The sequence below is a fragment of the Streptomyces daliensis genome (assembly GCF_054782395.1).
Map to the genome: position 1 here is coordinate 162,993 of NZ_BAAGSO010000118.1, position 18,853 is coordinate 181,845.

Below are 18,853 nucleotides of genomic sequence, written 5' to 3' on the forward strand. Positions count from 1 at the left end.
CTCTGCGGTGTTCTGTGCGAATGATCTGCTGGCGCTGGGTGTGCTCCAGGCGCTCTACGGGGCCGGGGTGAGCGTCCCGGACGAGGTGGCGCTGGTCGGCTACGACGACATCGAGTTCGCCGCCGCCGCTGCCGTGCCCCTGACCTCCGTGCGCCGCCCGGCCCAGCGGATGGGCCGCATCGCCGCTGACCTGCTCATCGAGGAGACGGGCGAGGACGCCGAGACGGGCGAGGACGCCGGGTCCCATGAGCACCAGCGCGTCGTGCTCCAACCGGAACTGGTCGTCCGCGAATCCAGCCTCCGGAGCCCGCGCCTCTGACCTGTGCGTAGCATGAGCGCTCGTGGCGAGCATGGTAGGCATCAAAGACGTCGCACGGGCGGCCGGAGTGTCGGTCGGCACGGTCTCCAACGTGATCAACCGCCCGGCGGTGGTGGCGGAGGACACCCGGGACCGGGTGCAGGCGGCGATCCAGCAGTTGGGGTATGTGCGCAGCGAGTCGGCGCGGCAGTTGCGCGCGGGCCGCAGCCGGATCATCGCGCTGCTGGTGCTGGACATGGCCAACCCGTTCTTCGTGGACGTGGCGACGGGCGCCGAGCGTGCGGCCCGCGAGGCGGGGCTCGGAGTGATGCTGTGCAACAGCGCGCAGAGCCCGGCCGAGGAGGCCGACTACCTCTCCCTCTTCGCCGAGCAGCGCGTGCGCGGTGTCCTCATCACCCCCGCCGACACGACCGGCGGCAACCTCGCGGAGTTCCAGCGGCACGGCATCGCGTACGTCTCCGTCGACCGGGTCGTGCCCAGCGCCGAGGGCTGCTCGGTGTCCGTGGACGATGTGGCGGGCGGCGCCCTCGCGGCCCGCCACCTGCTGGAACGCGGACACGACGGCATCGTCTACGTCAGCGGCCCGATGCACCTCAACCAGTGCCAGGACCGGCGCGCGGGGGTGGTCACGGCGCTGCGCGAGGCGGGGCTGGCGGAGGAGGACGCGCTGCGGCACATCGAGGCGGAGCGTCTTGACGTGGCGGCGGGCCGTGACGCGGGTGCGCGGTTGCTGGGGATGTCGCCGCGGCCTTCGGCGGTGTTCTGTGCGAACGATCTGCTGGCGCTGGGTGTGCTCCAGGCGCTCTACGGGGCCGGGGTGAGCGTCCCGGACGAGGTGGCGCTGGTGGGGTACGACGACATCGTCTTCGCCGCTGCCGCTGCCGTGCCCCTGACCTCCGTACGGCAGCCCGCGTACCGCATGGGGCGGGCAGCCGCTGACCTGCTGATCGAGGAGACGGGGGAGCGCGCGGAGTCCCACGAGCACCAGCGCATCGTGCTCCAGCCGGAACTGGTCGTGCGTGAGTCGAGCATGTCCGGGAGGGGCTGAGCGGGCGGCGGGCGCGTTTGTTCGTCAGGCTGCCCGTCAGGCGACGGATTCCGGTACGGCCTCGCGCGCGAGCGGACGGATGACCGTGCCGGTGTGCGCGACGTCGCCCGTACCCGTACCCGTACCCGTACCCGGGCTCGTGTCCGTACCCGTACCCGCGTCCCCGTCGAGGAGTTCCCGCACCGCGCGCACGGCCGCGCGGCCCGCCCTGTTGGCGCCGATGGTGCTGGCCGAGGGGCCGTAGCCGACCAGGTGGACGCGGGGATCGCGCACCGCGCGCGTCCCGTCCAGGCGGATGCCGCCGCCCGGCTCACGCAGCCGCAGGGGCGCGAGGTGGCCGATGACGGGGCGGAAGCCCGTGGCCCACAACAGGGTGTCGGCTGCCATGTGGCGGCCGTCGGCCCACACGACCCCGTCCGCGGTGATCCGCTCGAACATCGGCAGCCGCTCCAGGACCCTCGCCTCCCGCGCGCGGCGCATCGCCTCGGTCATCGGCAGCCCGGTCACCGACACGACACTGCGCGGCGGCAGCCCGTCCCGCACCCGCTCCTCGACCATCGCCACTGCGGCGCGCCCCTGGTCCTCGTCGAAGGGGCCCTCGCGGAAGACCGGCGGGCGGCGTGTCACCCAGGCCGTCGAAGCGGCCACCTCGGAGATCTCCAGCAGATGCTGCACCGCCGAGGTGCCGCCCCCGACGACCACCACGCGGCGGTCCCGGAACAGCGGGGAGTCGGGCCCTGGGTAGCCCGCGGTGTGCAGTTGCCGGCCGAGGAAGTCCCCCTGGCCGGGGAAGTGGGGCCAGAAGGGGCGGTCCCAGGTGCCCGTCGCGCTGATCACGGCACGCGCCGACCACGTACCGGCCGAGGTCTCCACACGCAGCAGCCCGTCCCCGTCCCCGCTCTCGCGCACAGCCCGCACATCGACGGGGCGCAGCACGGGGAGCGCGAAGGCGTGCTCGTAGGCGTCGAAATAGTCCCCGATCACCTCGGAGGACGGACGCGAGGGATCCGCGCCGGTCAGCTCCATGCCGGGCAGGGCGTGCATGCCGTGCACCCTGCCGTAGGTCAGCGTCGGCCAGCGGAACTGCCAGGCGCCGCCGGGGCGCGGTGAGTGGTCCAGTACGACGAAGTCGCGGCCCGGCACGTATCCGGCGCGGCGCAGGTGGTACGCACTGGAGAGACCGGCCTGTCCGGCGCCGATGACCACGACCGCAACATTGTTCATATTTCTACGAACCATCCGGACGCGCCGAACCTTCCCGCTCATGGCGGCCCGCCGGAAGGCGGTGGCCGTTGTCTACGCCTGCCCGTCGTCGAGCACTGGGGCGCCGGTGTAGGTGGTGGCCTGAGCTGCTGCGGCGAGCGTGTACTGCAACCGGGAGCGCAGGCCGGGGAGGGTTTTCCGCCCGGGCTGCTTCGCCCAATGTTCCATGGCGGAGTGGAACGCGGCGACGACGAGGTCCTGGGCCAGGCGGGGGCGTAGGTCGTCCGGATCGGTCAGGTCGAGTCTGGTGGCGAGCGTCCGCCGGGTCTCGTCGCTGACGCGGTCGCAGAAGCTGAGGCTGTGTGCGGTGATGGAGGGTGAGGTCTCCGCGAGCCGCCGGCCGGCCGCGGCTCGTTCCGCCCAGCGTGGCCTCGCCCGAGCGTGGAGATCGCCTCCGGGGGCTCGGCGCCGCGCATATCCAGGACCGCACGGCGGACCAGGACGGCAGCGCGGACGCCTACGACATCGTCGTCGACCCGGTCGCCGGGGCGGATCTTGGCCGCTACCTCGAGATGCTGCGGCCCAACGGCCGGTACTTGCTGCTCGGAGCCGCAGGAGGCGTACCGGCGCCGGACGCCTTCGGCAGCATCATGACCACCTACCACAACTCGCCGACGCTCTTCGCCTTCAGTCTCAACTCCGTCGACGCTGACACCGTCGGGGCGGCGGCGGCCGAGCTCTTCAGCCGAGCGGCCCGAGGTGACCTGCGGGCGGTCATCGACGAACAGTTCCCTCTCGCCGAAGCGCACCGCGCGCACGAGCGGCTCGAATCGACTCCCGTATTCGGAAAGATCACACTGCACCCCTGACGCAACCGGCCGACGGCCCCGGCCTGCGCGAAGCGTGACCGCGCCGGAGCCTGAACCCCCCCGCCGAAGGCACTCATCCGGCGGGCGGGGAGCCGCAGGCGCGTGGCGGAGGAGAGAGGATGACGGCATGACCGACGCACTTCAGACCCACGTCCTCCACGTCACCACCGGCTCGGGGGAGACCGTCGCCGACCTGACCCGCGAGTGCGAAGCCTTCCTCGGGCAGGCGGCGGGCGGCCGCGACGGGCTCCTCAACGTTTTCGTCCCGCACGCCACCGCCGGGATCGCCATCCTGGAGACCGGCGCGGGCAGCGACGACGACCTCCTCGCCGCCCTGCGCGAGCTGCTTCCGGCCGACGACCGCTGGCGCCACCGCCACGGCAGCCCCGGCCACGGCCGCGACCACGTCCTCCCCGCCCTCGTACCCCCGCACGCGACGCTGCCCGTGATCGCGGGGCGGCTGGAACTGGGGACGTGGCAGTCGGTGTGCCTGGTCGATACGAACGGTGACAATCCGGAGCGGCAGGTGCGGTTGTCGTTCCTGGGGTGACGCGTGCCGACCGCGGGTGCGCGGTCCGGCCTCACCGAGCGGTCGAAGCGACCGCTCGGGTGACCACCGTGATCTGCGGGCCGGCCGCCGCGAGGTGTGCGGGCGCGGCGGGCAGGATCGCCGCACCCGCGCCCGCACTCGGGACCACGCCGAGCCGCACCAGTCCGGTACGCGGGACGGTCAGGGCGTGGTCAGCTCGAACCGTGCCACCCGGACGCTGCCTCCCAGCGCCCGGGTGGCATGGCTGAAGACGGCGTAGCGGTAGCGAAGCCCGCGCCGGCGCGCTCGGTGCCGGTGCCGGTGGTGTTCCAGTTGTCGTCCATGGTCAGACCGTCGACCATCGCCACGCGCGTCGTACCGCCGTCGCGTTTGAGGCCGATCCAGGCGGAGGAGTCGCGCAGCATGTAGAGGTCGCCGGTCACCGTCGCGGTGCGCGGGGTCAGTCCGCTGCCGACCGTGAACCTGCCGGTGTCGGGGTTGTGGTTCCACCCCCACCGAGGGCCGAGCCGGGTGCCCTGGAAGGTGTCGACGCCGGTCATCGGCGCGACCGGATGCGGCGGCAGCGCCGCCGCGGCGGCCAGGCCGCCACCGGCCGTGAGCGTCCTCCGGCGGCTCCAGGGATTCAGCGGGTCGGGCACGGGGGCCGGCCTCCTCGGTCATGTCGGGGTCAGCTACGGGTCCACCGCTGGTTGGCCTGTCCATTGCACGTCCACAGGATGAGCCGCGAGCCATTCGCGGTGGCGGCGCCGTCGACGTCGAGGCACAGCCCGGAGTGGACGTTGCGGATGGACCCGTCGGCGGCGAGGGTCCACTTCTGGTTGGCCTGTCCGTTGCACGGCCAGGTGACCACGCGGGTGCCGTTGGCGGTCCCCTGGTTCTCGGCGTCCAGGCACTTGTCGCCGTAGACGCGGATCTCGCCGCCCGCCCAGGTGGTCCACGACTGGTTGGCGGCGGTGTGGCAGTCCCAGATCAGGACGGCGGCGCCGGCCGCGGTGGAGGAGTTGTCGACGTCCAGGCAGCGGCCGGAGCCGGTGCCGCGGATACGGGAGGTCTTGGCGGCGAGCGGGGTGCCGCCGGTCACCCGGAACGCCGTCACACCGTGTGCCGGTACGCTCGCGGTGATCTGGCCGCCCGTGGTCGACGTGGCGCCGGTCCACAGGTCGGTGAGGGAGAAGGGGCCGCCGGTGAGGCCGATCTCCGCGGCCGAGGTGCTGAACGTGGCGGTGCTCCCGCCGCGGTTGAACAGGGCGACGGCGACCGAGCCGTCGGACAACGGCTTGGCGAACACCTCGGTGGCGCCATCGTCGCGCACCCGTCGGCCGCCCGCGCCCAGCGGGTCCTGATTCACCGTCAGCAGCCGCTGGTTGCGCAGGATCGCGCTGACGTCGGCGGACATCGTGCGGATGTCGTTGCCCGCCATCAGCGGCGCGGCCATCAGCGCCCACAGCGTGAAGTGCGACCGGGACTCGGCCGCCGTCAGCCCCGGCCGGCCCACGACCAGCATGTCCGGGTCGTTCCAGTGGCCGGGCCCGGCCTGCGCGGCGAGCGGGGCGTTGACGTCGACGACGTTGCCCACGCCCATCGGGTAGCTGTTGACGTTGCCGTTCTGCCAGATGTCGAGCAGGTCCTCGGTGGTGCGCCACAGGTCGGCGACCTGGCCCCAGTTGTACGTGGCGCCGGTGGGCGTGTGGAAGCTGTTGGGGTTGATGCTGTAGACGATGGGCCGGCCGGTGGCCCGCAGCGCTTCCCGCATCAGGGAGAAGCGGGCGACCTGCTCGTCGCGGGTGCCGGAGGGGGAGCACCAGTCGTACTTGAGGTAGTCCACGCCCCAGGAGGCGAAGGTGCGGGCGTCCTGGGCCTCGTGCCCCATGCTGCCCGTCGAGCCGGGGAAGGTGCCGACGCGCTGGGCGCAGGTGCGCTCGGTGGGCACCTGGTAGATGCCGAACTTCAGGCCGCGGCTGTGGATGTAGTCGCCCAGCGCCTTCATACCGCTGGGGAACTTGTCCGGGTGCGCGCGCAGGTTGCCCTGGGCGTCGCGCTGCGGGTCGAACCAGCAGTCGTCGACCACCACGTACTCGTAGCCGGCGTCCCGCATGCCCGAGCCGACCATCGCGTCCGCCGCCTGGCGCACCGCGGACTCGTCGACGTTGCAGCCGAAGCTGTTCCAACTGTTCCAGCCCAGCGGCGGGGTGAGGGCCGGACTGCCGGGCGCGGCCACGGCCGGGGCCGCGGCCACCGGCTGGTACGGCGCCGTGGCGGACAACGTCAGCACCGCTGCCGCCACCGCGAGCAGCCGGACCAGTCGCCTTCGCGATCGGGTAAGCATTACCGCTCCTTCCGCCGCGCCCGTCCCACGGGTCTCGCTCGCCCCGGGACGGGAGGTGCACTGCGGTTGTCGAGTGTTCAGCAGGTGGAGTTGGAGCTGGTCTGTGCCGCGGCTCCCGGGGACAGGCAGGACCTAGGAGCGCTGGAGCTGGAATCGTTGGTGGGTGCGATCGTTTGGAAGCGCTCCCACATTCGAAATCTCGAACTTCTGCCGAAAATTCGAAAGTGTCGATGCGCAACGTAGCGACGCGCCGGGTCGTCGTCAACGAGTCAGGAGTGGCGGCCGATGGTGGCGATGCCGTCAGGAGAGTCCGGCCGGTGCACCGGTGGCCGGTCGGTTCTCCGGGCATGGGTGAGCGTTGACGTGTACGCGACTCGCTTCTACGGTCTGACCGACAGGTCGACTTATGTTCGGTATTTCGTTCATGCGAGTAACGGCGATCGGAGGAATGAAGGTGAGACTCGTACTGCCGTTAACGAAGACCGCTCGAACCCGGCGCGGTGCCGCCTGGCTCGTCAGCCTGCTGTGCCTGGCGGCACTGCTCCAACCGGCCACGGCCAGGGCTGACAACCCGATCGTGCAGACCATCTACACCGCCGACCCGGCTCCACTGGTGCACGACGGCCGGGTGTACCTCTACACGGGGCACGACGAGGACGGCTCCACGTGGTTCACCATGAACGAGTGGCGGGTCTGGTCGTCCGCCGACATGGTGAACTGGACCGACCACGGCGCCCAGCTCGACATCGCCAGCTTCGCCTGGGCGAGCAAGGACGCCTGGGCCGGGCACGTCGTCCCCAGGAACGGCAAGTTCTACTGGTACGTCCCGGTCGTGAACCGGGCGACCGGCAGGATGGCCATCGGCGTGGCCGTGTCCGAGAGTCCCACCGGGCCCTTCCGTGACGCCCTCGGGGGCCCGCTGGTGGAGAACGGCGAGATCGACCCCGCGGTCTTCGTCGACGACGACGGACAGGCGTATCTGTACTGGGGCAATCCAAACCTGTGGGTCGTCAAGCTCAACAGCGACATGACGTCCTACCAGGGCAGCCCGGCCCGCATCCCGCTCACCACCCAGGGCTTCGGGGCCCGGTCGGGGAATCCGGACCGGCCGACCCTGTACGAGGAGGCGCCGTGGGTCTTCAAACGCAACGGCCAGTACTACATGGTCTTCGCGGCGGAGTGCTGTTCCGAGTTCATCGCCTACTCGACGGCCCCGAGTCCGACGGGCCCCTGGACCTACCGCGGGACGATCATGCCCAGACAGGGTGGCAGCTTCACCAACCACGCGGGAGTGGTCGACTTCAAGGGCGGCTCCTACTTCTTCTACCACAACGGGGCCCTGCCGGGCGGTGGCGGTTTCACCCGCTCCGTCGCCGTGGAGAGCTTCACCTACAACTCCGACGGCACCTTCCCGACGATCAACATGACCGGCGGGGGAGCACCCCAGGTGGGCACGCTCGATCCGTACGTCCGGCAGGAGGCCGAGACGATCGCGTGGGCGTCGGGCGTCGAGACCGAGCCCTCCGGCGAAGGCGGGATGAACGTCGGCTGGATCGAGAACGGCGACTGGATCAAGACCAAGGGCGTGGCGTTCGGAGCCGGCGCACGGTCCTTCAACGCACGGGTGGCATCCGCCGCCGCGGGCGGCAGCATCGAAGTCCGGCTGGACAGCCCCACCGGAACGCTGGTGGGTACGTGCACCGTCCCGGGCACCGGCGGCTGGCAGAACTGGACGACCGTCACCTGCCCCGTGAACGGGGCGTCCGGCACGCGTGACCTGTACTTCAGGTACACCGGCGGGAGCGGCTACCTGCTGAACGTGAACTGGTGGCGGTTCTCGGCCTGATCCAGGCCCTGGACCGGCTGTGGACGGTGCTGCCCGGCGTCCCGCGGCGCATCACCCGCGGGCGAGAGCGTCGAGGGCGCGTTCACCACCGTCCAGCGGCGGATCAGCGCAATCCGGCGAAGAGATCGTTCTCGGGTACGGGCGCGCCGGTGGCGTCCTTGACGCGTACGAAGGTCTCCATGCCCATCAACTCGCCGAACCGCTCCTTGCCCATCTTCAGGAAAAAGATGTTCTCGCCCTGACTGGCGTGCGCGGCCAGCGAGTCGAACTTCTGGTCGCTGAACGGGGTGGTGTCCACCCACGTGGTGATCTCTTCGTCGGGGAGGCCGATCTCGGCCAGCGCGGCGGTCTCGGCGGGGTCCGGCTCCGGCATGTCCTCGTCGAACTCGCGCATGATCTCGCCGAACCGCCGCATTCCCGAGCGGGGCATCGTCGTCCAGTACACCTTCGGTGTCAGCTCGATCATCTCCAGCGCCGCCATCGTGATGCGGTGGGCCTGGATGTGGTCGGGGTGGCCGTAGAAGCCGTTCTCGTCGTAGGTGACGACCACATCGGGGCGGTAGTGCCGCATGAGTTCCGCGAGCCGGGCAGCGCCCTCCTCCACGGGGGCCTGCCAGAAGGAGTCGGGGGCGTCGTTGCTCGGCCAGCCGATCATGCCGGAGTCGGCGTAGTCCAGCGTCTCCAGCGCGCTGATCTTCAGGACCTCGCAGCTCTCCTTGAGTTCTTGACGGCGCATCAGGGCGACGGCCGCCGGATCGTGCCCGGGTTCGCCTGGCTTGACGCCTCCATGCCCGTCACCGCAACCGCCGTCGGTACACGTCACGAGAACCGTGCGGATGCCCTCCGCCGCGTACCGCGCGAGGACCCCTCCGGTACTGGTGGCCTCGTCGTCGGGGTGGGCGTGCACAGCCATGAGTGTCAAGGGCCTGTCGGTCATGGAAGGATCCTCCTGCGGAAACGTGTCTGGTCCGGGTGCGCGGTGGGCGTGCCGCGCCTCCCGGCCGGTGCAACCGCGCCGGCCGGGCCGGATGTTCCCGGTCCGCGGCGCCCTTTCGTCCGCCGTGGCGGGCTTGTGCCCCAACCATCGGAGGAGACGGGCCCAGCGGTGCGGTACGTGCCGCCGAATCTCAGAGCACTCTGATTTCGTGTCACTACCGTCCGGCCCATGGTGCGCGACTATCTCATCATCGGGGCCGGGCCGGCCGGACTACAACTCGCCGCTCTGCTGGAACGCGACGGGCGCGACTACACCGTCCTGGAGCGGGGGAGCGGACCGGGGACGTTCTTCACCCGGTACCCCCGCCATCGGCGGCTGATATCGATCAACAAGGTGCACACGGGGTTCACGGACCCGGAACTCAAGCTGCGCATGGACTGGAACTCGCTGCTCAGCGACGACCCGGAGCTGCTCTTCACCCGGTACAGCGAGCGCTACTTCCCGCAGGCGGACGACCTGGTGCGCTACCTGGCCGACTTCGCGGCACGCAGCGGCGTGCGCGTCGAGTACGGGACCGACGTCGTACGGGTCTCCCGCGCTGACGGCGTCTTCACCGTCCTCGACGACGACGGGCGCACCTGGCAGGCCAGGCGGCTCGTCATGGCGACCGGCGTCTCCCGGCTCTACGAGCCGCCCATCCCCGGCATCGAACTCGCCGAGCGGTACGACACCTTCGACACCGACCCGGCGTCCCCTGGCCAGCGCGGACGCTCGCCGCGACGCCGGAGGCGATAGCCGACGCCGTCATCGGCCGCGTCAACCGCTCGTCGGCCCTGTGGCAGCAGTTCGGGTTCCTCGGCGACGTGGTCACCGTCGACGGTGTGGACGGCGACCGTGCCGTGTACCAGGAGGAGGTCCCGCTCGACCACGTCACCGACGGCGGCCTCGGGCCCGCCGCGCACAGGTTCGTCGTCGACCTGGAGTACGGGCCCGAGCACGACCAGACCGACCCGCTCGACGTGGGTGTCCCGCGCGTGGTCGAGAACGACATCGACCACGCCATGGACTCCACGTATCTGCATCCCGTCGTCCGCCACTACCGGGACGGCGTACTCGCCGGGACGCACCACCTCGCGGAGAACCTGGAGAACGACTGGAACCTGCCGGCGGTGCACCGGCAGCCGCTCACCACGTTCGTGAGGAAGAGCCTTGGCTGAGCCCTTCCCCGGCCCCGTACTCGACATCCTCGAAGCGGCGGGCGACCGCACGGTGTTCGAGCACGCCGACGAGGAGGTCTCGGGAGCCCGGCTCCTCGGCATGGTGCGGCGCGCGGTGAACGGCCTGCGGCAGCACGGTGTCGGGCCCGGCGACGGCGTCGCCATGCTGCTGGGGGTGAGCCCCGGCGCGTTCGCCGCGATCATCGCGGCGCATGTCGTCGGGGCCCGCGTCGTCGGGCTGCGGCCCGGCCTGACCGGGCCGCAGCGGGAGCACCTCCTGCGGGACGCCGGAGTGTGGATCACCGACCGGCCCGACGGCCTCGGCACCCGCGAGACCGGGACCGGGACCGAGACCGAGGCCGGGACCGGGGCCGGGGCCCGGACCGGGACCGTCCTCGTGCTCGACGGCCTGTTGTCGGCGGAGGACGACGGTGTACGGCCACGGGTCCTGGCGCGGCCCGAGGATGTCGCCCGGCTCCTGCACACCAGCGGCAGCACCGGCGTCCCCAAGGCGTGCGCCCAGACCTACGCGGCGATGACCGCGGGCTGGGCGCACCGCCCCGACGCCTGGCCGCCCGCCGTCCGACAGCTCGCCGGGCGCCTGGACCGGTTCCTGGTGTTCGGCACCCTGGCCAGCCAGGTGATGATGGAGTACGGGCTGCTGGCACTCACCGCTGGCGGCACCCTGGTCACCGCCGACCCGCCGGCCTTCCCCGACGCCCTGGTGCGGCACCGTGCGACCGCGAGCGTCGTCACGGTGGCCCGGCTGACGAAACTCGTGGCGGACCAGCGCGAGTCGCCGGTGGACCTCGGCGGCCTGCGCGCGCTGATGGTGTCCGGGTCACCGCTGGAGCCGGGACGGCTGCGGGAGGCCGTCGAGACGCTCGGCCCGGTCGTCTTCCACGGCTACGGGCAGACCGAGACCGGCATGATCTCCATGGCGGCGCCCGGGGAGCCGCCGGGCTCCCTCGGGGTGCCGCCCGTCGGGCTGGAGATCCGCGATGCCTCCGGCCGCCCGGTCCGGCACGGGACCGAGGGCGAACTCTTCGTCCGTACACCGGCGCAGTGCTCCGGCTACTGGCGGGAGCCCGCCCTCACGGCTGAGGTGTTCTCCGACGGATGGGTGCGCACCCGCGACCTCGGCCGTCTCGACGCGTCGGGGCGGCTGTGGCTCACGGGACGGGCCCGTGACGTGATCATCGTCGACGCCAACGTGTACTACGCCGGGCCCGTCGAGCGGCTGCTCGCCGTCCATCCCTCGGTGGCCGAGGCGTATGTCGTCGCCGTGCCGGACGACAGTACGGGCGAGGCCGTCCACGCCTTCGTCGTACCCTCGGCCGGTCGTACCCCGGACCTCGGTGAACTGCGCGCGCTGGTGGCGGCGGACCTGGGCGAGGCATGCGCTCCGACCCGGCTCACCCTCATCGGCGAGGTACCGCTCACGGCAGCCGGGAAACCAGACAAGCGGCGTCTCGCGGCCGGAGGCTAGCGGTCCGGTCCCCGCCCCCGCGCGGGGCGATGCCATCGACGCCGCCGCCTCATGGCGCCGTGCCCTCCTTGTCCGGTGCGGGCGTCGCGGGCGTCGTGGGCCCGGCCTTCTCTGCGGCGGGGACGGCCTCGCCGCGTACCAGGTCGTCGAGTTCGGCGTCCAGCGTGGCATCGTCGTCATGCTGGGCAGTGGCCCGCGGGTCGCTCCCGCGGAGGGCGACGGCTGCCCCCGCCACGGCCGTGGGGAGAGCGACGAGCACCGCGGCGGTCCGCATGCCTCCCGGCGCGGAGAGGACCAGCGCGATGAGAGGGGGCCCGAAGGCTCCCCCCGATTTGCCGACCGCCGCGGCCCAGCCGCCGGCGGTCCCCCGGATGGCCACGGGATAGACCTCGGCGGTGTAGGGGCCGATGAGCGCGATGACGCCGGCGGTTCCGGCGAACAGCAGCATCACGGCGGTCAGGAGGACAGGGCGGCTGCCGTCCATCCCGACGACGGCCAGCGTGAGCAGCGCGGCGACGGTGAGGGCCGCGTAGACGACCATGGTGCCCTTCGCCGACCAGCGCATGTAGAGCCACGCGGCCACGACGCAGGTGGGGACGGACAACAGCGACGAGATGAACAGCAGCGTGGCCGCGGACATGCCCTTCCCGCCCGATGCCTCCAACTGACTGGGCAGGAAGGTGATGAAACCCCAGTAGACGAGGCCCCAGGCGAGTGCGTAACCGCTGACGACCAGCGTCTTGACGGTCTGAGGGCGCTTGAACAGAGTGGCGGCGGGGACGCGCCCCGGCTGTGCCTGCTGCGCTGTGAAGGCGGCCGATTCCGGAATCCACCGGTTCAGTCCGATCAGGATCAGGACCAGCGGGAGCTGCGCGAACCACAGAACGCGCCACCCGCTCAGCGGGACCAGCACGGCGGCCAGTCCGGCGGCAGCCATGTAGCCGCCGGTGGTGGTGAGCCCGGCCTGGAGCACCATGATGCCCGCGCGCCGGCCGGGCGGCAGACTCTCGGTCATCAGGGCGTAGACGACGGGCAGCATGCCTCCGGCCGCCGTCCCCATCAGGGCGCACATGACCAGGACGCCGCTGAAGGTCGGCATGGCGCCGCACACCGTCGTGCCGAGGAAGAGAAGGGACGCGATGAGGATCGTGGCCCTGCGCCCGATACGGTCGGCGGCACGGCCCCCCAGAAGCGATCCCAGTACGGTGCCGCTGAGCGCCACCGTGGGCAGCCACGAGACCTCGGCGGCGCTGAGATGGAACTCGGTACGCATGCCGGGCTGGATGAACGCCAGCGTGGCGGGTTTCATCTGGTCCACCATCAGCGCGAAGCTCAGCACCGCGATGAGACCGTGCCGGCTCGCCCGGCTCTTCCCGCCCGTGGCGGCGGTGGCCGCGGGACCCGCTCCGGGAGGCCGCACGACCGCGAACCCGGAGATCACCACGCCCACGACGATGGCGGCCATGGCGGCCCACATCACCTCCGACATTCCCCCCATGGCCATGTGGAATCCCATGGACGCGGAGTCGACGAACATCCACACGTGCTGGCCGACGCCGGCGCTCGTGAGGGCGACGCCGGTCCAGAACATCCAGGGCCGGGGTATCAGCGAAGCTGGTTGCGCGGGCACGGTCAGTTCTCCGCTCTGGAGAAGAGCTGACGCGCCGGGACGAGCGTGGAGTGTTGTTCCGTGCGGGTCATCCGTTCCCTCTTCCGGGGTGGGGGACCGGACAGCGTCCGGCCCGCTGTGCGTCGAAGTACCGTGCCGCCGGGCGCCGTCGGCGGGCGTGCAGGACCATGACCGTGCCGAGCACCAACTGGCGTACGCCCCGGGTGACGTCCTCCACCCCGTCCCGCAGCCGGACGAAGGTCCGCAACGTGTTCAGGCGGCGGGGCGCGGGGTTCAGGCCGCGCGGGATCAGGAGGCACGGCGCCCGGTGCGGAATGGAGCGGGTGTGCGCGGCCGTCGTGTCCAGGCGGAACCGGGCCAGCACCTCGCGTACCGCGGCGCGCAGCACGAGCGGCGAGATCCGCCAGGCCGGACAGGGACGGTTCGGCGCCATGCCGTACGGGATGTGGTGGGCGTCCTTGGCGCTCAGGCGGGTCCAGCGGTCCGGGTCGAACACGTCGGGCCGTTCGTATCCGGTGGCGTGGTAGTCGGGGTAGCTGAAGCACACCACGGAACCGGCAGGCAGCACCGTCGCCTCGTCGAGCGGGATGTCACCCGTGGTGATGCGATGGGCGATGCCGAACAGCGGGTACAGCCGCATCGTCTCGTCGAGCACCCGCGTCAGGTACCGGTCGTCGTCCGGCTCCGCGGCCAGGCGCTGCTGCACCCGCGGGTGGTGGGCGAGGGCGAACAGGACGTGCGCGGTCGCCTCGGAGAGCTGCACGACCGCCGTGTTGAAGAGGGTCCCTTGCAGATAGTGCACCTGCTCCGGCAGCGACAGGGAGGCGGGCAGCCGGTGCGGTACGTGGCCTGCCTGGACGCGGTCCCGCAGATAGGCGGTGAGCCGGGCCCGGCGCCGGGGATGGCGCAGGCCGGTGCACTTCAGCGCTGTGACCACGTCGTCGGCGTGCGCGGTGATCAGGTCCCGGGCGTGCGGCAGGCACCGCTCCTGGAAGACCAGCTCGTAGCAGAACTCGGCCCACGCGGGCATCACCAGGTCCCGCAGCCGTACGAGGCTGATCCGCGTGTCCGGCAGTGCGTCCAGCGCACCGGCGACGGCGCGGGTGGCCGCCGCCGTGAGATCGGCCGAGTTCCCGGCGATGACGCGCCGCGTCGTCGCGGCCACGTCCTCGTAGCGTTCGCCGGGCTCCAGGTGTTCCTGGTGCACCTCGGGTCCCGGCGCCAGCCAGTACCAGAACAGGTCGGACAGACCCGCACCCTCGCTCCGCCCGTCCGCCGACGGGTGGGCGTAGACCCGCTCGAACACCTCAGGGCCGTGGGTGGCGTTGGGCAGGGTCACCACCCGGTCGCCGTTGACCTTCTCGAAGATGTGTACGCGCAGCGCCACCACGGCGCGCGGCAGCCACCACTCCCGCGTTCTCGCCCTCATCGCCCGGCCCGTCACCGCGCCCCCGCTCCACCGTTCCGTACGACCATGTCGGCCGTCAGATCGGCGTTCCGGCGCCCGCCGCACAGGGCGAGCGTGTGGTCGTACTCGTCGCGCAGTGTCGCGAGGACCCGCCGTACTCCCGTCTCCCCCTCGGCGGCCAGACCCCACACCACCGGGCGCCCCACGCCGACGGCGCTCGCGCCCAGCGCGAGCGCCACCGCGACATCGCTGCCCCGGCGCACCCCTCCGTCGAGCAGGACCGGCACCCGGCCCGCGACCGCCTCGGTGACGGCGGGCAGGCAGTCCACGGCGGCCGGGACCGCGTCGCACTGGCGGCCCCCGTGGTTGGAGACGATCACCCCGGCCGCACCGTGCTCGACGGCCAGCTTCGCGTCGTCAGGATGCAGGACTCCCTTGACCAGAACGGGGAGTGAGGTACCGCGCACAGCCTCGGCGAGGTCCGGCCAGCGGACCGCCGGGGACATGGGGATGGGGGTGAGCGCGTCCGGTCCGGCGCCGGGCAGGCCGCGCATGTTCTCCGCGGCGAACCCGGGCGGCAGATCGGTGAACCCGTTGCGCAGGTCTCTGGTGTGCCGCCCGAACACCGGCGAGTCGACGGTGACCACCAGCGCGGTGCAGCCCGCGTCCTCGGCGCGCCACACGAGCGCCCGGGTGACCTCCCCGCGCGGGTGCAGATACAACTGGAACCACACGGGCGGACGGGGCGCGGCCTCGCGCGCCGCGGCGACGACGTCGAGGACCGCGGTGGTCGCGGCCGTCCCCGTCACCAGGACGGCGCCCTCGGCCGCGGCGGCACGGGCCGTGGCCCGCTCGCCGTCCCGGTGCACCAGCCGGTGGAAGGCGGTGGGTGCGACGAGCACCGGTGCCGCCTGCCGGGCGCCCGGGAGATCGACGGCGGTGTCCCGGGTCTCGCTGCCGCTCAGCACCCTCGGCAGCAGCGCGTACCGGTCGAATGCCTTCTCGTTGTCGGCGAGGACGCGTTCCTCGCCCGCGCCGCCCGCCACGTAGTCGTAGGGAATCGGCCCCAGTACCTTCCGTGCTCTGTGGCGCAGTTCCCGGAGCGTCACGGCGCCACCGGGGTGGCGGGGGTGGCCGGGCTCCGGTGCGCGGTGAGGAAGGCGTCCAGCGGGGCGCGGTGGACCTCCTCGCTGTCCCACTCGTTCTCCAGGTTCTCGGTGAGGTGGTGCTCGGCGACGAACTCGCCGTCCCGGTACCAGCGGACGACCGGATGCAGATAGCGTCCGTCCAGGCCCGACACGTCCTGCTGGGACTTGCGGCCAGCGGTGACGTCGAAGGGTCCACCCGGTCGTGGTCCTCCCCGTACTCCAGGGTGATCACCGCGTAGGCGGCCACCTCACCGAAGTCCCCGGCGCGCACGGCGCCCGGCACATGGCCGACGGGCACCTCCTCGGCGTAGCGCAGCGTGCCGTCCGGGGCGAGGAGCAGCAGGTCGCCGAGGACGGCGAACTGCTGCCACAGCGCGGAAGACCGGTTGACGCGGGTGATCACCGCGTCGACGGCACGCTCCATGGAGTCCCCGAGCACCGTCGTCGGCCAGGGCACCCCGTCGTGGTGCTGCCGCAGTCCGCGGTGCAGTGCCCGCACCGCGTAGCGGAAGCCGTGGATGAAGCCGGTGGTGGACTTTCTGAAGTCACGGCCCTGCATCAGCGTCCCCGCGAAGTACAGGCCGGGCACGTTGACCGACTCGCCGAGCGGTGTCAGCTCCGGGAAACGGCCGTCGATGATCACGTCAGGGGTGCAGGTGTCGTCGAAGATCGAGGCGTCGAACCGGAAGCCGGTCGCGAGGATCACCCGGTCGTAGCGGATCTCCTTGACCACCTCGTTGACCCGCTGGAAGGAGACCGGCACGTGGAAACCGTCCTGCTCCTTCCTGATGGCGAGCACCCGGCCGTCGAGGAGGGCGTTCTGCGACTTCAACTGGTAGCTGTCGGGGAAGTTGTTGTAGACCGCGGGCAGGTGTCCCACATAGTGCGTCCGCCAGGCCATCTTCAGCGAGCCCGAGCCGACGACGTGAATGACCGCCGCCGTCTCCATCAGGTTGTCGGCCGTCTCGAAGGCGGAGTTGCCCCGGCCGATGATGAGCACCCGCTGATCGGTGTAGGACTCCGGATCGGTGTCGATCGTGTCGTAGCGTTCGGCCAGTTCGACGCCCGGGAACGACGGCAGGTTCGGCACGGGCACCCCGGTGGCGACCACCAGACGCCGTGCGCGCCACGCCTTCCCCGTGTGGTCGGTGACGGTGAAGCCCTCGCCGTCGCGGGAGACCTTCTCGACGGTGGTGTCGTACCGCACGCGCACCCCGGTCCGGGAGGCGAAGTCCGACAGGTAGCGCACCAGATCGTCGGCTGCCGGGAAGTAGCGGCGGCTGTACCGGGTGAACAGCAGCTCCGGGTCGTCGCTCAGCAGGGAGTTCCAGTCCATCCGCAGCCGCAGCTCCGGATCGTCGTACCCCGTGTGCACCTTGTTGTTGGAGATCAGATAGCGGTGCCGGGGGAACCGGTGGAAGAACGTGCCCGGACCACTGCCGCGCTCCAGCAGGACGTAGTCCGCGCCGTCCCGCTCCAGGAAGGCGGCGAGTTGCAGTCCGGCGGGCCCCGCACCAATGATCAGGTAGTCATGGGTCATGCCCCGGAAGCTAGCCACCGGATTTCAGAGCGCTCTGAGATTCCCCGCCTATGGTCCCGGACGTGCTCACCACTACCGACAGCACTACCGACAGCGTCTCACTCGCCGACCCCCCGGACTCCGCAACGCTGCGCCGCGCCGCGACGCCGTTCACCCTCAGCGTGGACGCCGAGGCCCGAGCGCGGCTGGACCGCGGCCGCCGGTTCCTCCACGGCCTGCGGCATGGTGACGGCGGTGGCAGCGCCGGGGACCCTCCCCGCATCTACGGCGCCACCACCGGATTCGGCGCACTCGTGGGCTACGCGGGGCGTCCCGACGAGGCGGACCAGTGCGACAACACCCTGGCCCACCTCGGAGCCGGTCATGGGCCGGATCTCCCGCACGACATCTGCCGCGCCGCCCTCCTCCTGCGCACCTGGTCCCTCGCCCAGGGCGTTTCCGGAGTGTCGGCGGAGGTCGTCGACCGGCTCGCCGCGATGTTCGCCACGACCTTCTCGCCCGCCGTCCCCCGCTACGGCTCCGTCGGCGCGAGCGGCGACCTGATCCCGCTCGCCTACGCCACCCAGGCACTGCGCGGCCGGGGGCACGCCTACGTGGACGGCCGCCGCATGCCGGCCGACGAGGCACTGACCGCCGCCGGGCTCCGTCCGCTCGCGCTCGACGGCCGCGACGCGCTGGCCCTCGTCAACGGCACCTCCGTCACCACCGCGGCGTTGGCACTCGCCCGCGACACCGTCCGTACGGCACACCGCTCACTCATGGCCCTCACGTGTCTGCTGGCCGACATGCTCGGCTGCGAGCCCGGCTTCCTCGACGGGGACCTGGCGTCCGTGACGAACTGATGCTGCCGGGTGAGGGCCTCCGCCAGCGGGGCCACCGCCCGTCGTCCGAGGAGCGCCCCGGTGACGGCCGCGGCGAACAGCCCCAGCAGTTCGGCCACACCCAGCGCGAACCACAGATGATTACGGTCGGCCAGCTGGAAGCGCATGTCGAACACCGCCTGTACCACGTCCCCGTCCGCCCGTACCTGCGTGCGCACCAGGTAGACCGTGTGGTCACGTTCCACGGTGCGCTCCACGGCCTCGTGGGTGCCGCGCACTTGGTTCATGTCGGCGCGCAACGGGAATCCGTCCGGGGCGTTGGACAGGGGGGTCACGCCGGGCGCGAACAGCCAGGTGCACACCGGAGGGCTGGTCAGATCGCCGTAGCCCGCGCCGTAGCGCAGCTCACGCCGCACCTGGCCGTTCTGCGCGTGCACCATCACCGAGTGCGCGACGCCGCCGACGACGGTGATCAGCAGCGTGATGATCGCCCCGGTGATCA

General features: G+C 71.7%; 14 protein-coding genes and 3 pseudogenes. 8 read left to right on the forward strand and 9 right to left on the reverse strand.

The window, feature by feature from the left end; translation table 11 throughout:
- A partial coding sequence (locus tag ACYVOO_RS32300) for a substrate-binding domain-containing protein (protein WP_461019263.1) occupies nt 1–319 on the forward strand: 319 nt, incomplete at its 5' end.
- Nucleotides 320–350: 31 nt separating this feature from the next.
- Nucleotides 351–1,367, forward strand: coding sequence for a LacI family DNA-binding transcriptional regulator (locus ACYVOO_RS32305; protein ID WP_461019469.1), 1,017 nt, complete (start codon nt 351–353; stop codon nt 1,365–1,367).
- A 36-nt stretch (nt 1,368–1,403) separates the two neighbouring features.
- Here ACYVOO_RS32305 and ACYVOO_RS32310 read toward each other — a convergent pair whose 3' ends face one another.
- Together ACYVOO_RS32310 and ACYVOO_RS32315 are read right to left on the reverse strand one after the other, a co-directional pair.
- The gene (locus ACYVOO_RS32310) at nt 1,404–2,591 is read right to left on the reverse strand and encodes an NAD(P)-binding domain-containing protein (protein ID WP_461019264.1); all 1,188 of its coding nucleotides are present in this window, start codon (nt 2,589–2,591) and stop codon (nt 1,404–1,406) included.
- Nucleotides 2,592–2,663: 72 nt separating this feature from the next.
- Nucleotides 2,664–2,942 carry an acyl-CoA-like ligand-binding transcription factor gene (locus tag ACYVOO_RS32315; protein ID WP_461019470.1) on the reverse strand — a complete coding sequence of 93 codons (279 nt, stop codon included), beginning with the start codon at nt 2,940–2,942 and terminating at the stop codon, nt 2,664–2,666.
- Nucleotides 2,943–2,995: 53 nt separating this feature from the next.
- Between ACYVOO_RS32315 and ACYVOO_RS32320 the strand changes: the two genes are divergently transcribed.
- On the forward strand, nt 2,996–3,439 hold the full coding sequence (locus ACYVOO_RS32320) for a zinc-binding dehydrogenase (protein WP_461019265.1): 444 nt from the start codon (nt 2,996–2,998) through the stop codon (nt 3,437–3,439).
- Between the two features lie 127 nt (nt 3,440–3,566).
- Entirely contained in the window at nt 3,567–3,989 is a 423-nt protein-coding gene (locus ACYVOO_RS32325; protein WP_461019266.1) for a secondary thiamine-phosphate synthase enzyme YjbQ, read from the forward strand.
- 180 nt (nt 3,990–4,169) lie between these two features.
- Here the strand turns inward: ACYVOO_RS32325 and ACYVOO_RS32330 are convergent.
- Both ACYVOO_RS32330 and ACYVOO_RS32335 read right to left on the reverse strand, forming a co-directional pair.
- Nucleotides 4,170–4,549: pseudogene (locus ACYVOO_RS32330) on the reverse strand (xylosidase); the annotation flags it as partial.
- Nucleotides 4,550–4,656: 107 nt separating this feature from the next.
- A complete protein-coding gene (locus ACYVOO_RS32335; protein WP_461019267.1) occupies nt 4,657–6,315 on the reverse strand; it encodes a glycoside hydrolase family 27 protein in 1,659 nt (552 codons plus the stop codon).
- A 454-nt stretch (nt 6,316–6,769) separates the two neighbouring features.
- Between ACYVOO_RS32335 and ACYVOO_RS32340 the strand changes: the two genes are divergently transcribed.
- Nucleotides 6,770–8,161, forward strand: a complete 1,392-nt coding sequence (locus ACYVOO_RS32340) for a glycoside hydrolase family 43 protein (protein ID WP_461019268.1) — start codon at nt 6,770–6,772, stop codon at nt 8,159–8,161.
- A gap of 103 nt (nt 8,162–8,264) precedes the next feature.
- Here ACYVOO_RS32340 and ACYVOO_RS32345 read toward each other — a convergent pair whose 3' ends face one another.
- Nucleotides 8,265–9,098, reverse strand: coding sequence for a PIG-L family deacetylase (locus tag ACYVOO_RS32345; protein WP_461019269.1), 834 nt, complete (start codon nt 9,096–9,098; stop codon nt 8,265–8,267).
- A 228-nt stretch (nt 9,099–9,326) separates the two neighbouring features.
- Between ACYVOO_RS32345 and ACYVOO_RS32350 the strand changes: the two are divergent.
- Both ACYVOO_RS32350 and ACYVOO_RS32355 read left to right on the forward strand, forming a co-directional pair.
- Nucleotides 9,327–10,315: pseudogene (locus tag ACYVOO_RS32350) on the forward strand (NAD(P)-binding domain-containing protein).
- Nucleotides 10,308–11,804 (forward strand): class I adenylate-forming enzyme family protein, encoded by a 1,497-nt coding sequence (locus tag ACYVOO_RS32355; RefSeq protein WP_461019270.1) that lies wholly within the window; start codon nt 10,308–10,310, stop codon nt 11,802–11,804. The pseudogene ACYVOO_RS32350 and the gene ACYVOO_RS32355 overlap by 8 nt, the downstream one beginning before the upstream one ends.
- 49 nt (nt 11,805–11,853) lie before the next feature.
- Here ACYVOO_RS32355 and ACYVOO_RS32360 read toward each other — a convergent pair whose 3' ends face one another.
- The 4 genes and pseudogenes from ACYVOO_RS32360 to ACYVOO_RS32375 all read right to left on the reverse strand — a co-directional run bounded on the left by ACYVOO_RS32360 (nt 11,854) and on the right by ACYVOO_RS32375 (nt 17,530).
- Complete coding sequence (locus ACYVOO_RS32360; protein WP_461019271.1) at nt 11,854–13,434, reverse strand: MFS transporter; 1,581 nt, start codon at nt 13,432–13,434, stop codon at nt 11,854–11,856.
- A 67-nt stretch (nt 13,435–13,501) separates the two neighbouring features.
- Nucleotides 13,502–14,863: a cytochrome P450 gene (locus ACYVOO_RS32365; RefSeq protein ID WP_461019272.1), complete on the reverse strand. Its 1,362-nt coding sequence runs from the start codon at nt 14,861–14,863 to the stop codon at nt 13,502–13,504.
- Nucleotides 14,864–14,874: 11 nt separating this feature from the next.
- Nucleotides 14,875–15,951, reverse strand: a complete 1,077-nt coding sequence (locus tag ACYVOO_RS32370) for an alpha-hydroxy acid oxidase (protein WP_461019273.1) — start codon at nt 15,949–15,951, stop codon at nt 14,875–14,877.
- Nucleotides 15,948–17,530: pseudogene (locus ACYVOO_RS32375) on the reverse strand (NAD(P)-binding domain-containing protein). Before ACYVOO_RS32375 ends, ACYVOO_RS32370 begins: the two are co-directional and overlap by 4 nt.
- Nucleotides 17,531–17,592: 62 nt before the next feature.
- Here ACYVOO_RS32375 and ACYVOO_RS32380 point away from each other — a divergent pair.
- Nucleotides 17,593–18,372, forward strand: coding sequence for an aromatic amino acid lyase (locus ACYVOO_RS32380; protein WP_461019274.1), 780 nt, complete (start codon nt 17,593–17,595; stop codon nt 18,370–18,372).
- The last annotated feature ends 481 nt before the right edge of the window (nt 18,373–18,853 follow it).